10 protein-coding genes and 1 pseudogene are annotated in these 14244 nt (G+C 53.5%); 7 read left to right on the top strand and 4 right to left on the bottom strand.

Translation table 11 applies throughout. The features are described from left to right. Nucleotides 1-225 precede the first annotated feature (225 nt). Nucleotides 226-1623: a KAP family P-loop NTPase fold protein gene (locus M1E04_RS06315; RefSeq protein WP_456292564.1), complete on the top strand. Its 1398-nt coding sequence runs from the start codon at nt 226-228 to the stop codon at nt 1621-1623. After that, nucleotides 1620-4541 (top strand): hypothetical protein, encoded by a 2922-nt coding sequence (locus M1E04_RS06310; RefSeq protein WP_456292563.1) that lies wholly within the window; start codon nt 1620-1622, stop codon nt 4539-4541. The genes M1E04_RS06315 and M1E04_RS06310 overlap by 4 nt, the downstream gene beginning before the upstream one ends. 235 nt (nt 4542-4776) lie before the next feature. Here M1E04_RS06310 and tnpC read toward each other — a convergent pair. From tnpC to M1E04_RS06290, 4 genes and pseudogenes are all read right to left on the bottom strand, one after another. Beyond that, nucleotides 4777-6286, bottom strand: a pseudogene (gene tnpC, locus M1E04_RS06305) (IS66 family transposase). A gap of 18 nt (nt 6287-6304) precedes the next feature. Next, complete coding sequence (gene tnpB, locus M1E04_RS06300; protein WP_456292562.1) at nt 6305-6475, bottom strand: IS66 family insertion sequence element accessory protein TnpB; 171 nt, start codon at nt 6473-6475, stop codon at nt 6305-6307. Nucleotides 6476-6900: 425 nt separating this feature from the next. Further along, nucleotides 6901-8247, bottom strand: a complete 1347-nt coding sequence (locus M1E04_RS06295; protein ID WP_456292561.1) for a spinster family MFS transporter — start codon at nt 8245-8247, stop codon at nt 6901-6903. 321 nt (nt 8248-8568) lie between these two features. Then, nucleotides 8569-8868, bottom strand: a complete 300-nt coding sequence (locus M1E04_RS06290; RefSeq protein ID WP_065992641.1) for a DUF2288 domain-containing protein — start codon at nt 8866-8868, stop codon at nt 8569-8571. A gap of 327 nt (nt 8869-9195) precedes the next feature. Here M1E04_RS06290 and M1E04_RS06285 point away from each other — a divergent pair, with 327 nt between their 5' ends. The 5 genes from M1E04_RS06285 (at nt 9196) to M1E04_RS06265 (ending at nt 14193) form a co-directional block, all read left to right on the top strand. Then, nucleotides 9196-10323: a branched-chain amino acid ABC transporter substrate-binding protein gene (locus tag M1E04_RS06285; protein ID WP_065992639.1), complete on the top strand. Its 1128-nt coding sequence runs from the start codon at nt 9196-9198 to the stop codon at nt 10321-10323. A 215-nt stretch (nt 10324-10538) separates the two neighbouring features. Beyond that, nucleotides 10539-11465: a high-affinity branched-chain amino acid ABC transporter permease LivH gene (gene livH, locus M1E04_RS06280; protein WP_065992637.1), complete on the top strand. Its 927-nt coding sequence runs from the start codon at nt 10539-10541 to the stop codon at nt 11463-11465. Next, a complete protein-coding gene (locus tag M1E04_RS06275) occupies nt 11462-12724 on the top strand; it encodes a high-affinity branched-chain amino acid ABC transporter permease LivM (RefSeq protein WP_065992632.1) in 1263 nt (420 codons plus the stop codon). Before livH ends, M1E04_RS06275 begins: the two co-directional genes overlap by 4 nt. Continuing rightward, nucleotides 12724-13491: a high-affinity branched-chain amino acid ABC transporter ATP-binding protein LivG gene (gene livG, locus M1E04_RS06270; protein ID WP_065992627.1), complete on the top strand. Its 768-nt coding sequence runs from the start codon at nt 12724-12726 to the stop codon at nt 13489-13491. The genes M1E04_RS06275 and livG overlap by 1 nt, the downstream gene beginning before the upstream one ends. Beyond that, nucleotides 13492-14193: an ABC transporter ATP-binding protein gene (locus tag M1E04_RS06265; RefSeq protein WP_065992624.1), complete on the top strand. Its 702-nt coding sequence runs from the start codon at nt 13492-13494 to the stop codon at nt 14191-14193. It begins immediately after the preceding gene. The last annotated feature ends 51 nt before the right edge of the window (nt 14194-14244 follow it).

The following is a 14244-nucleotide window of genomic DNA, read 5'->3' as shown; positions in this document are numbered from 1 at the left end:
CCGTTCAGGTGGCTTGGTTGGGCGTTGGGGCTTAGTTCGACGGCAGATTTCCGGGGACATTTTTACAAAAACGGGTGATCATTCGATGTTCTTGTAGATCAATCGATCTGAATCCACCCGGTGAATCTGGGAAGGTAGTGTCTGGATTTGGGGCGTTACAGCTGAAGGAATCGCAACCCGAGGGTCCGCTCAGAGTTGCAGTTTTTACAATGATGGAAGCGAATTATGACTACCTCGCGTGTATTGCTTGATGATCTGCCTACCCTTGATGACAAGCTTGACTGGGAGGGAGAGCTTGCTCGTATGAAGCATCGTGTCGAAAACTGCCCTACTCCTCATGTTCTAGGCATTCATGGTAATTGGGGAAGTGGTAAGACTAGTTTCATGCGGCAGCTCCAGCACAAGCTCGGAGGAGTAGCGGAGGAAGGCGGTTCTGTGGCTGAGAGCAGTATAAGCCAGCCGACTGAGGAGAATAATAAAGTCGTTACGATTTGGTTTGACGCATGGAGATACCAAAATGAAAGTAGCCCAATAGTTGCTCTTTTGCAAGAGATGCGTCGCCAATTCTCTCAAATGGTGCAAGTGAAGGAAAAATTCAAAAAATTTAGTACGGTAGCATTGCAATATACCCTGGATGGGCTTTCAAATCTAGGAAAGGTCATCGGAATTGAAGCTCTGCCTAGCGCAGAAAAAATACAAAAGTATGGCGAAGCTTGGGAAGCCAATAATTACCATCAAGTTTTGCAATCTGACTCTATTAGAAGCAACTTGCACAATACCATCATGGCGTTGCTTCCTGGTGATGAATCCACTAGAGTGATTGTATTTATTGATGATTTAGATCGTTGTAACCCCAAAGCGGCATTTAAGTTACTGGAAGGTCTCAAGATTTATCTTAACTTGCGTAATTGTGTTTTTGTACTTGGCATGAATGAAAATATCCTAATTGACGCAATACGCGAAGAAATTTCTGCACCTTCACAAGCAACGGCGGGGGAAATGTATCTACGTGCAAGTCATTACTTAGAAAAAATATGCACAGATATTTATAGACTACCACTTCCGGGTACCGGAGCAGCGTACTTCAGTAAGCTGTTGAGTAGTGTGGAGACACAGGAAAAGGTTGATGCTTTTAATCTGGCTGTTGGAGATACAGTGTGCCTGCCTCCTAATCCTCGTCGTCTAAAAGCATTAGCAAACCAATGGTCAAGGTTCGCAGGATGCGTCCCATTCCCCACCGGTGTGGAGGAACAGAAGATTTGGGTAGTACGAGTACTGGTTGCATCTTATATCCATCAGTTTCATAGAGATCTATGGGAGAGATGGCATTTTGATATTGATTTTTGGGGCGAATGTATCGCTTGGTGCTGCGGTGAGCGGAGTAACATAGTAGAAGGAAATGATCTGTCTCCAAAGTGGGCCTTGGCTTTAAAACTAACAAAGCGGAGTCAGGTTGGAGATGATCCTGCTGCTCCAGCTTGGTCTGTTCAATATCCGAACCCAGGAGATATAGATCTGTTTTGGATCGATGGATTAGTTAGAGAGTACCAAGATAATTTGCTACCGATTGATTTTAAACCCTTGTTAGAAGGGCGTCAGCACGCTACAGAGGTAACAGCATGACCTCACTAGTTTCCAAATTAAAACTCTGGGAAGAACCTTTGCTTAGAAAGTATTTGGGCGAAATTAGAAGAAAGTGCGGAGTTGTAGAGACTCTTGCTTTACCTTCGATGCGAGATCTTCCGACAATACAAATTGAAACGCTTTTTGTTCCTCCTTTGCTTTCCGAAACTGCGATAGAGGCAGATGCTCCCTCAGACAGTTGGCCAAGTGGAAGTGACCTACTTACGGCGTTACAAGATAATTCTCAGATTGTTGTACTGGGCGATCCAGGGGGAGGTAAGACAACTTTAAGTAACTGGTTGGCCTGGAGACTTACTTCGGGTGCAAATGCGCCTCTCCCACCAATTCTCGAAAATATGCTGCCCATTCCTTGCATATTAAGAGATATGCCACTTGATTGCTTTTCAGATGGTTGCGGAGTTGTAGAGCTAGCGGTGGCGGTTGCTAATAAGCTTTTGGGGGCGTCAGTTACAGAGGCTATAAAACCAAAGCTGAGTGAGTGGGTTAGAGCTGGGCAATATGTACTGATTTTAGACGGGGTAGATGAAATCCCGATACCGCGTCGAGGGACAGTAGCGAGTTGGATGCGTGAGGCTCATGTGCAGTCTGCATGCGTATTAGCGACTTCGCGAATAATTGGATATGAAGACTACCCAATTGATTCTTTTGTAATGGATTCTGTTGTCGAAAAGGCTGTGAACGACGATGGTGATCTGTCCCGTGAGTCAAAATCAAAGACTCTCTCTATCAAAAAGCGGCTAAAAGGCTATGGAATCAAATCCGCAGATGGGTCAGTAGACGTTATCGATACTTCGATCGCTCGTAGCTGGGCACAAATACGATACTTGATGCCTTTCGATCAAATCCGGATTTCGGATTTTGCAAGAAACTGGTACCGGCAGCGCTGTACGACAGATTTGGAGGCTAAGCAAAAGACGTCTGATCTGCTAGCAGCTCTTGCGCAATCCGAAGTCACGCTGAATCTAGCCAGAACCCCAAATTTGCTTAGTTTGATGGCAATTGTTCATAGAGAGCGAGCCCATTTGCCTGATGGCAAAGCGCTTTTATATGATGAAATTGTCAATGCTTACCTAAATACTATCGACAAACAGCGAAAAATTGGCCCAGATGACGTATTTGCCCATTATGGCTGGAAGGAAAGAAAGACTTGGCTCGCTCATGTTGCTTTCAAAATGCAGGTTGGGAGAGGCTGGAATTCCAGAGGGTCGGGGATTCTAGCTACTGAGAAAGAAGTATTATCTTGGTTAATCGAAGCTATGGAGGTTAGCGGCGTTCCTAAAAATCACCAGGTTGCAGCGGAATTTTTGAACTGGGTGGCGAGGCGCAGTGGGCTGCTATTACCTAGAGGTGAAGATCGTTACGCATTTGTACATCTAAGCTTCCAGGAATATTTTTGTGCTTGCTACCTGGAAACCTGCATTGTGCGCCCAGCCTTTGTGATGGACAACCTGCCAGATAATGCTCCTGTATCTAAAGGTTTACTCGCAAATTGGGCTAAAGCTCATTTTTGGACCGAAACTCTAATATTCTTATTTGAGTTGCTTTCGGCGGAGCATGATCCAGAGTGGGCCGAGAGCTTATTGAACATCGTCCATGATGAGGGCGGGGACACCTCCATCCTTTCTGCTCGGCTTATAAAAAATAAACATGTAAAGCTCTCAACTGCTCTTCATGATTCGCTAGCAGAAGGCTGCGCTCGGTGGGTCTTCAGTGCTTGGGAGACAGGATCGGGCATTGAGTCAGATGTCACCAGTACCCTGATAAACTCTGGCTACTGCGCGTTTTGCGCTGATTTTGAAGAAGAGGAGCGTGCTGTTTACGCTGCTAAAGGTGTTTCACTTAGTACATGGAGTAGAGATCTTTCTAAAGTCAGATTTTTAATAATTCTTGGAGGTTACCAGCTTTCGGAGACTGATCTTCAACAGATGATTAACTTGAAGGGGTTAATAGTTGAAGGAGGAAATGTAATCGATATTCGAAATCTTCGAGGACTCAAGAAGATAGAGATGATAAAAATTAGCGACGTGGTTGTATTGGGTGAAGAAAGCCTGCGGGAACACTCTGCTTTAAGGGATCTGCGCATTTCAGATGTTAATATTGAAGATCTTGGCTTTTTATCCTCTTTGAAAAAAATAACATATCTGGAGGTGAGTGAAGCACCTGCCACTGATATCTCCTCGGTAGCTAGTTGTAAGCAGATAAACTTTTTACTGCTTAAAGGCTTGGCAGTTACCAATCTTGAACCACTTAGATCATTAAAGAAAGTTGAAACCTTAATCTTGGGCGGAATACTGGCGACTGATATATCAAGTGTTTCTTCGATGAAGCTATTGGATTTTATTCAGATATATGATACGCCGATTGCGGATTTGTCGCCATTAAAGAAATGCCGCAACTTGGAGAATCTCGATCTAGAAAACGTGAGTGTTGAGGATCTTTCTCCACTTGCTGGACTTAAAAATCTTGAGGGGGTATTTTTAAGTGGACTACCTGTTCAGTCTTTGCTGCCTTTAGCGCTGATTCCAAATCTTAATTACTTGTATCTTAAAAACCTGCCAATGGTTGATCCTACTACTCTAGGCACCTGTATCGAATTGTCTTCATTCTCTTTTACGGATATGGATGTTAAAGATATTGATTTTGTGGCTGATCTGCCAAACCTCAGAATGTTAACGTTGGGGAATCTGCCTATTGAAGATATTTCATCGATAAGGTCGCTGAAAAAACTAACCTATATAGACTTGTACCATACTAATGTTAATGACGCATCTGTATTAGAGAACCTGCCATCATTAAGAAATGTTACCATTCCAAAGGATAGCGATTTGAATTTAGACTTTTTGCGCGGCAATGATCGTATATCGATAAGCTACCGCCCGGACCTTAGTGAGAGCTAACTGAGAATTATCTGGGTCTGCATGGGCCGATCTAAGGCCCAAGAGTCTCTAGTCGGGATTTTGTGTGTGCTCGGTATTTTTGCAGAGACGATAAGCTGGTGCTTATCGCCTCTGTCAAAAAAAAGCCATGGTACTTTTCGCATATTGCCTAAAATAATATGTCACCTTCCTTGCTTTCGGTGGAAAGTTTGTAAGCGATCCATAAACCCCACCGATTTCAAAGTGGGTGGGACGCTTAGCTAGGCGATGCCGGCGAGCAGTTCCACGGCAGTAGGGCTTCATAATCCTCAACCGAAGTCGCCATTGGTAGGCGCTCAAGTGCGTGGCGTAGCCATGCATAAGGCTCTTGGCCGTTGGCTTTGGCGGTCTCGACCAGGCTGTAAAGTTGAGCACTAGCCTTTGCGCCTTTTGGCGTGTCGCTGAACAACCAGTTCTTCCTTCCGACCACGAAGGGGCGGATCGCACGTTGTGGCGCATTATTGTCGATCGGCAGGTAGCCTTCCTCGACGTACCGTTTAAGCTTTTCCCAGTTATTTGCCAAGTAAGTCACTGCTTTGCCAAGTGCAGTCTGTCGTCACATAGGGCAGTGTTTTGCGCAACCACTCTCTGAGCTGCTCCATTACGTGGCAGCTCAAGTCCTGACGAGCTTTTTTGCGTAACTCATCACTCTTCTCTTTGTAAGCAGTCTCGATTCCGTACAACTTGCTGATCAGATTCAGCGCGATATCGGCGCGCCCCGTTTTGCCTTTGGGCTGCACTTTTTGTGCTTCAACAAACTTGCGACGAGCATGCGCCCAGCATCCTAAACGCTCGACACCGGCTTGCGCGCCCAGCGCGTTGTAACCCGCGTAATCGTCAGTCATCAGGTAGCCGCGATAACCTTCGAGCAGGCGCGACGGCACCTCCTGCGCTCGGCTGGTGGTATAGTCAAAAAGGATTACAGGCTTGTCGGGTGGGCCGCCGGTTTGCACCCACATCCAAGACTGACTACTCGGCCCTCCGTCAGGCTCTTTCAAAACCTGAACACGGGTTTCATCACAGTGAATAACACGGCTGGCCAGCAGGCTATCGCGCATAAGATTCAGCAATGGCTGGAAGTGCTCACCGCACTGAATTACCCAGCGGGCCAGGGTCTGACGCGGGATATCGATGCCGTGGCGTCCCAGTACTTTTTCAAAGCGATGAAGCGGCAGGCCGTCCACGTATTTAGTCGTCAGCAGCATCACCAGAACACTCGGGCTGGCCATGCATTTTTCAATCAATTGAGCCGGTTTGTCCGCAGTGACCGCTGCTGTTTCGCAGTCTCGACAACTGTAGACTTTACGAACATGTTTGATCACGCGGATCTGCATCGGCACGATTTCAAGTTGCTCGCTCACTTCCTCGCCAATCGCATGTTTGCGGCAGCCGCAGACGCACGTCAGCTCATGTTCGGGAAGTTCGTGGATGACTTCGATTCGTGGCAATTCGGCAGGGAGCGGCTTGCGTTTGCCACGCCGCTTGATGGGCGTGACCACCTCTTCTTCAGACTTTTCGCTGACAGGTTCAGCGATGCTTTCCGCTTCGTTGAAAAGGGCCAACTGCGGCGTGGCCGCATCGGCTGTTTGCTCGGACTTGCGACCAAACAGACGCTGGCGCAGTAGTGCGTTTTCTTCTTCGAGGAAACCAACCCGCGACTGCATCTTCGCAAGCATTTGCTTGAGCAATTTGGGATCGTCGGGGAGGTTTTCGGGCATGGAAATCATGCCCTGGATTATACCGAATCAAGCTACAATTCGCGGCGTCAAAACCTGATGAGGTCGGTTGCGCCAGAGATCAAAGCCGTCGAGCATCCAGTTGAGTTCCTGGACCGTCAGCACAATTGCCTCGTCGCTGACATCGGGCGATGTTTTGAAGCGCTCGGATTCCAGACGCTTGAGCCATCGGCAACTCAAATCACTCGATCCATCTCATCATCGCGATGAAAGGCGGTGAAACCCCGTCGACCACATAACTGGCTGCTATCTGCGCAGATAGTTTTTAGCAATGTACACCCGCCGACTTCTAGCCGGTTATTCATCATCTCGCCAGTAGGACGATCAATTGACTCTACTGCTACGGGAATGATAGGAAGATAAAGGACGGTTATGAAATAGGTATTTCCGTGCGTCCAAATGCGAGAGAATTATTGAGTTATGCGTTCTCATGAAAAAATATTGTACGGTTTTGTTATCAGATATCACCGGCAGTAAGACGCATAATCGCTTAATGTCCTTTGTGTTCTGACCTTAAATTGGCCCTCCCACCGGGGTCGCGTTTGCTGCAAGACAGGGCGGCTTATGGACGACGGGGGATATCCCTACGAATCACTTGTAATCCTTCAAACAACCGACGGCTGCCCCACCGGCTCATCCGCCACCATCCCATCGCGCATCCGCTGCGCATCGGCGCTGAAACATGTCGACGCCTTCACCAGAAACACCAACACGAAAAACAGCGCCACCGGTATCAGGTACATCGCATCGTGCAACCCCACCGCCTTGAACGGTTCGGTCATCTGTTCGACCTGCGCGGCGTACATGGCCGAGTGGGCGAAGTGGTCCGAAAGCAGCCCTACCACCACCGGCCCCAACCCGCCGCCCAGCAGATACAGACCGGCAAAAAACAGCGCCATGGCCGTGGCGCGGAGCCGGGGCTGCACCACGTCCTGAATGGCGGTGTAAACGCAGGTGTAGAAGTTATAAGAGAACAGCCAGCCGAGGCTGAACACCCCGACGAACACGCCGATCTCGATGCGCCCGGCGTGCAGCGCATAACCGGTACACAGCGTCGCGACCACCATGCTCAGGGCGGCAAACATCAGACGGCCGTTGCTCCAGCGCTGGTGCAGCTTGTCCGCCACCCAGCCGCCGACCGTCAGGCCGACGAGCCCGGTCACGCCGACGATCATGCCGGTCGCCATTGCCGCTTCCTGCAAAGGCAGCAAAAAGTAGCGCTGCAACATAGGCACCATGAACGAGTTGCACGCGTAGGTGGCAAAATTGAACGCCAAACCGGCGAGCACAAGCCAGCGGAAGGTAGGGATAGACAGCACGCGGCGGATCGGCCGTTCGATTTTCTCCTGGGAAATGGCCACGCTTTCAGCGGCGCCCCGGGCCGGTTCGCGAATGAAGAACATGAACACCGCCAGCACCAGCCCCGGCACCGCGGCGATGAAAAACGGCGCGCGCCAACTGCCGAACGCCTGGACCATCGCGCCGATGGTGAAGAACGCCAGCAGCAGCCCGAGTGGCAGGCCGAGCATGAAAATGCCCATGGCACGGGCCCGGCGGTGGGCCGGGAACAGGTCGCCGATCAACGAGTTGGCCGCAGGTGCATAACTGGCCTCGCCGATGCCCACCCCCATGCGCACCAGCAGAAACCCCCAGAAGCTGCCGACCAGACCGTTAACCGCTGTCAGCCCACTCCACACCGCAAGGCCCCAACCCATCAATTTGCGCCGCGAACCGTTGTCAGCCATGCGGCCCAACGGAAGCCCGGCCACGGCGTAAACCAGCGTGAAGGCGGTGCCGATGATGCCGAGTTGAAAGTCGCTCAGCGACCATTCCTTGCGGATGGGCTCGATGATGATCGCGGGAATCGTGCGGTCGAAGAAATTAAACAGGTTGGCCAGAAACAGCAGAAACAGAACGCGCCAAGCGTTCCTTGCCTGAGTTGAGTGGTCCATGGGGCGATCTCTTTCTTGTTTTAAGGCAAGGACGTCGGCGAGGGGACTGACCTTATTTACATCGCTTCACCGTAAATAAATCTGTCCCCGGTTTGTGATTCCTGATCTGTGTAGTCGCCCCTTTCTATCTTGTCTGCAAAGATTCGCCCCGCTGATACCTGACCATCTGGATAGATTGCGATTGACCCTCTCGATGACGTAGAACTCCCACCGCCCGATCAGTCAGTAGGTGAGCGATTTCGCTACCGGGGACACACGGGGAGTTACCGCCCTACCCACTTCGCCATCATTGGACGCACCCTTTTTGAGCACAGAAGCGCGTCACGCCCTTTCGTGGATCAGCACCCAGGGTGCAACGACCACGGCCCACAGCGTCGGATCGCGCTCCAAAAGATCCAGAGCCTTTGATTCAGAGACCTTGCCGACTTCTCCACTCGCTACCCATGCCGCCACTTGCGCCTCGCTGTTCTCGGCAAATGCCTGTGCCACGGCGATCAAATCCAGCGTCGGCTCGACCCACAACAGGGCACCCTTCGCAAAGAACGGTTGCAATTCTTTCCAGGTAATCGAAGCGGTTTCGCCAAGCAGTTTGGCATAGAGGGTGCTAGGTTCTTGCGTCATGGGTTTTCACCGTATTGGAAATCGGCGCAATGATAGCGCCGCCTTTCATACCGACAAACCCGGATTCAAGTGATTGATTGCAGAGAAGTTCGCGCAGGCCAACCGGTTCCTCGTCCGACAAGGCGGAACCACCAGCCTGATTGTGTATCTTTCTGTCGATTAAGCGACATCCGCAGGTTTTGTCCCTCGCAGCCAGCTATTCAAGCGCTCGACCGGCGCTCTAAACTGTTCCGGTACAGTTGCTGGGGGTGCGGCCTGGAGATTCAATCCGGTCCTGCCGCTTCGGCCGTCAGGATTATAAAAACTACAACGCAAGAGTGGAGCATCATGACTAAGGGTATTAATCAGATTTCCAAGCTGTTTGCCGCACTGGTTCTGGCGGGGGTTGCCAGTCACTCGTTCGCAGCTGACACGATCAAGATCGGCATCGCCGGCCCGAAAACCGGTGCTGTGGCCCAATACGGCGACATGCAGTTCAGCGGCGCCAAGATGGCCATCGACCAGATCAACGCCAAAGGCGGCGTCGACGGCAAGAAGCTTGAAGCGGTTGATTACGATGATGCCTGTGACCCGAAACAAGCGGTCGCCATCGCCAACAAAGTGGTCAACGACGGCGTCAAGTTCGTGGTCGGTCACCTCTGCTCCAGCTCCACTCAGCCAGCTTCGGACATCTACGAAGACGAAGGCATCATCATGGTGACCCCGGCGGCCACCAGCCCGGAAATCACCGCCCGCGGTTACAAAATGATCTTCCGCACCATCGGCCTGGACAGCGCCCAGGGCCCGGCCGCTGGCGAGTACATTTCCAAGCAGGTCAAGCCGAAGATCGTTGCGGTCATCCACGACAAACAGCAGTACGGTGAAGGCATCGCCACCGCCGTCAAGCAGACCCTGGAAAAAGACGGCGTGAAAGTCGCGCTGTTCGAAGGCATCAATGCCGGCGACAAGGACTTCTCCTCGCTGATCGCCAAGATGAAGCAAGCCAACGTTGACTTCGTCTACTACGGCGGCTACCACCCTGAACTGGGTCTGATCCTGCGTCAGGCACAGGAAAAAGGCCTGAAAGCCGGCTTCATGGGTCCGGAAGGCGTGGGCAACGCGTCCATCTCTCAGATCGCTCAGGACGCGTCCGAAGGTCTGCTGGTCACCCTGCCGAAATCCTTCGATCAGGACCCGGCCAACAATGAGCTGGTCGCCGCGTTCAAGGCGAAGAAAGAAGACCCGAGCGGTCCGTTCGTGTTCCCGGCCTACGCCGCTGTCGAGGTGATTGCCGACGCGATCAAGACCGCCAAGTCCGAAGACACCGCCAAAGTGGCAGCGGCCATCCACGCCGGTACGTTCAAGACCCCTACCGGCGATCTGTCGTTCGACGCCAAGGGTGACCTGAAAGACTTCAAATTCGTCGTTTACACCTGGCACAAAGATGGCACCAAGACTGAAGCCCCTGTGAAATAACGCAGCCTTCATGCTTACCCGAAGCCCACTGCAACCGCAGTGGGCTTTGTTTTAGCTGGGCAGCGAATTTCATAAGAATTCCGATCCCTGAACATCTTGAAACCGCACCAGTGAACCACTGGGCTCGTGCCGGACGCGGACGTAGATCACGACGCGCGAGCGGGAAAAAGACACCACCAGTGAAACACCAGGCAGGTTTTTAGGAGCACTCAGCAATGCCGATAGATCTCTATCACTTTCTTCAACAGCTGGTTAATGGGTTGACCATTGGCAGCACTTACGCCTTGATTGCCATTGGCTACACCATGGTTTACGGCATCATCGGCATGATCAACTTCGCCCACGGCGAGGTGTACATGATCGGGTCGTATGTGGCGTTTATCGCCCTGGCCGGTCTGACCATGCTTGGCCTGGACAGCCTGCCCCTGCTGATTACCGCAGCCTTCGTCGCCAGTATTGTGGTGACCAGCGCCTACGGTTACGCCATCGAGCGAGTGGCCTATCGCCCGCTGCGCGGCAGCAACCGCCTCATCCCCTTGATTTCCGCCATCGGCATGTCGATTTTCCTGCAGAACACCGTGCTGTTGTCGCAGGACTCGAAAGACAAATCGATCCCCAACCTCATTCCCGGCAACTTCGTTTTCGGCCCCGGCAGCACCCATGAAGTGGTGATCTCGTACATGCAGATCCTCATCTTCATCGTCACGCTGGTGGCCATGCTTGGTCTGACCTGGTTCATCTCCCGCTCTCGCCTGGGTCGCGCCTGCCGTGCCTGCGCCGAAGACATCAAGATGGCCAACCTGCTGGGGATCAACACCAACAACATCATCGCCCTGACCTTTGTCATCGGCGCGGCTTTGGCGGCGGTCGCTGCGGTCCTGCTGAGCATGCAGTACGGCGTGATCAACCCCAACGCCGGTTTCCTCGTCGGCATCAAAGCCTTCACCGCCGCGGTACTGGGCGGCATCGGCAGTATCCCGGGCGCGATGCTCGGCGGTCTGGTGCTGGGCATCGCCGAAGCCTTTGGCGCCGACATCTTCGGCGACCAGTACAAGGATGTGGTGGCGTTCGGTCTTCTCGTATTGGTGTTGTTGTTCCGGCCAACCGGCCTGCTCGGCCGTCCGGAGGTTGAAAAAGTATGACCAGGAATCTCAAATCGGCCCTCTTCAGCGCAGTGCTGGTGCTGGCCGTCGCTTACCCGATCCTCGGGCTCAAACTGGACATCGTCGGGATCAACCTCGCGGTGGTCGGCGCCAGCACCACCACCGTGCTGGTGATTTTCGCCGCCGCGTTTCTGATGTTCCTGCGCGTGCTGTTCAACGAACAGATCAGCGCCATGTGGCGTTCGCGTCCGCAGAAACAGCTGATGTCCGACAAGACCAGCAACTTTCTGACCCTGCCTTCGACCCAACGCTGGTTCCTCGGCGCGCTGGTAATCGCGGCACTGGTGTGGCCGTTCTTCGGTTCGCGCGGCGCAGTGGACATCGCGACCCTGATCCTGATCTACGTGATGCTTGGCCTGGGCCTGAACATCGTCGTCGGTCTGGCGGGTCTGCTTGACCTCGGCTACGTCGGCTTTTACGCCGTGGGCGCGTACACCTACGCCCTGCTGCAGCACTATTTCGGCTTCGGCTTCTGGATCTGTCTGCCACTGGCGGGGCTGGCGTCGGCGACTTTCGGCTTCCTGCTGGGCTTCCCGGTCCTGCGGCTGCGAGGTGACTATCTGGCCATCGTGACGCTGGGTTTTGGTGAAATCATTCGCCTGTTCCTGCGTAACCTGACCGACATCACCGGCGGCCCGAACGGCATCAGCAACATCGAAAAGCCAACGCTGTTCGGCCTGTCGTTCGAGCGCAAGGCAGCAGAAGGCATGCAGACGTTCCACGAATACTTCGGCCTGCAATACAACTCCATCAACAAGGTGATCTTCCTCTACCTGATCGCCCTGCTGCTGGCGCTATTGGCGCTGTTCGTGATCAACCGGTTGCTCCGCATGCCCATCGGCCGCGCCTGGGAAGCCTTGCGTGAAGACGAAATCGCCTGCCGCGCGCTGGGTCTGAATCCGACCATCATCAAGCTGTCGGCCTTCACCCTCGGCGCTGCATTCGCCGGTTTCGCCGGCAGTTTCTTCGCCGCGCGTCAGGGTCTGATCACGCCGGAGTCGTTCACCTTTCTGGAGTCGGCGATCATCCTCGCCATCGTGGTCCTGGGCGGCATGGGCTCGCAGCTGGGGGTGATTCTCGCCGCCGTCGTGATGATTCTGTTGCCTGAACTGCTTCGCGAATTCAGCGAATACCGGATGCTCGGCTTCGGCGCCCTGATGGTGCTGATGATGATCTGGCGTCCCCAGGGCTTCCTGCCGATGCAGCGTCCCGTCATGAAACTCAAGGGGGAGCGCTGATGAGCCGTCCACTTCTGCAAGCGTCCGGCTTGTGCATGCGCTTCGGCGGTTTGCTGGCCGTCAATGGCGTCGGTCTGACCGTCCACGAGAAACAGGTGGTGTCGATGATCGGCCCAAACGGCGCCGGCAAGACCACCGTGTTCAACTGCCTGACAGGCTTCTACAAACCCTCCTCCGGGACGATTCTGCTGGACGGCGAGCCGATCCAGGGCCTGGCCGGCCATGAGATCGCCCGTAAAGGCGTGGTGCGAACGTTCCAGAACGTGCGCCTGTTCAAGGAAATGACGGCGGTGGAAAACCTGCTGGTGGCCCAGCATCGCCACCTCAACACGAATTTCCTCTCTGGCCTGTTCAAGACCCCGGCGTATCGCAAGAGCGAGCGCGAGGCGATGGAGTACGCCGAGCATTGGCTGGAAGCGGTCGATCTGAAGGAATTCGCCAACCGTCCTGCCGGCACCCTGGCCTACGGTCAGCAACGCCGTCTGGAAATCGCCCGCTGCATGATGACGCGCCCGCGCATCCTGATGCTCGACGAGCCGGCAGCCGGTCTGAACCCGAAAGAAACCGAAGACCTGAAAGCGCTGATTGGCGTGTTGCGCAACGAGCACAACGCCACGGTGTTGTTGATCGAGCACGACATGAAGCTGGTCATGAGTATTTCCGACCATATCGTGGTGATCAATCAGGGCACGCCGCTGGCCGATGGCACACCCGAGCAGATCCGTGACAATCCTGAAGTGATCAAAGCCTATCTGGGGGAAGCGTAAATGCTGCAGTTCGATAACGTTTCCACGTTCTACGGCAAGATCCAGGCTTTGCACGGTGTCAGCATCGATGTGCAGCAGGGCGAGATTGTCACGCTGATCGGCGCCAATGGCGCGGGCAAGTCGACGCTGTTGATGACGCTGTGCGGTTCGCCGCGCGCACACAGTGGCAGCATCCGTTATATGGGTGAGGAGCTGGTGGGTCTGGAGTCGTCGGTGATCATGCGCAAGAGTATTGCGGTGGTGCCGGAGGGCCGTCGGGTGTTTGCGCGTCTGACGGTGGAGGAGAATCTGTCGATGGGCGGGTTCTTTACGGACAAGGCCGATTATCAGGTGCAGATGGATAAGGTGCTTGAGTTGTTTCCGCGCTTGAAGGAGCGGTTCAATCAGCGCGGCGGGACGATGTCGGGCGGCGAGCAGCAGATGCTGGCGATCGGGCGTGCGTTGATGAGTAAGCCGAAGTTGTTGTTGCTGGATGAGCCTTCGCTGGGTCTGGCGCCGATTATTATTCAGCAGATTTTCGAGATTGTTGAGCAGTTGCGGCGGGATGGGGTGACGGTGTTTCTGGTGGAGCAGAATGCGAATCAGGCGTTGAAGATCGCTGATCGTGCGTATGTTCTGGAGAATGGCCGGGTGGTGATGCAGGGGTCAGGGGCGGAGTTGTTGGTCGATCCGAAAGTGCGGGATGCTTATTTAGGCGGGTAAAGCAGGATCAAGGGCGTCTGCCTGGGGGCAGACTGTTTCGCCTTCGGCGAG

The organism is Pseudomonas sp. AK106 (assembly GCF_053903055.1).
This window is presented reverse-complemented; position numbering and strand designations above follow the sequence as displayed.

Bases quoted from the DNA above. Each gene is read 5' to 3' on its own strand.
- M1E04_RS06315 (WP_456292564.1), top strand. From the start codon at position 226: ATGACTACCTCGCGTGTATTGCTTGATGATCTGCCTACCCTTGATGAC.
- M1E04_RS06310 (WP_456292563.1), top strand. From the start codon at position 1,620: ATGACCTCACTAGTTTCCAAATTAAAACTCTGGGAAGAACCTTTGCTT.
- M1E04_RS06295 (WP_456292561.1), bottom strand. From the start codon at position 8,247: ATGGACCACTCAACTCAGGCAAGGAACGCTTGGCGCGTTCTGTTTCTG.
- M1E04_RS06290 (WP_065992641.1), bottom strand. From the start codon at position 8,868: ATGACGCAAGAACCTAGCACCCTCTATGCCAAACTGCTTGGCGAAACC.
- M1E04_RS06285 (WP_065992639.1), top strand. From the start codon at position 9,196: ATGACTAAGGGTATTAATCAGATTTCCAAGCTGTTTGCCGCACTGGTT.
- livH (WP_065992637.1), top strand. From the start codon at position 10,539: ATGCCGATAGATCTCTATCACTTTCTTCAACAGCTGGTTAATGGGTTG.
- M1E04_RS06275 (WP_065992632.1), top strand. From the start codon at position 11,462: ATGACCAGGAATCTCAAATCGGCCCTCTTCAGCGCAGTGCTGGTGCTG.
- livG (WP_065992627.1), top strand. From the start codon at position 12,724: ATGAGCCGTCCACTTCTGCAAGCGTCCGGCTTGTGCATGCGCTTCGGC.
- M1E04_RS06265 (WP_065992624.1), top strand. From the start codon at position 13,492: ATGCTGCAGTTCGATAACGTTTCCACGTTCTACGGCAAGATCCAGGCT.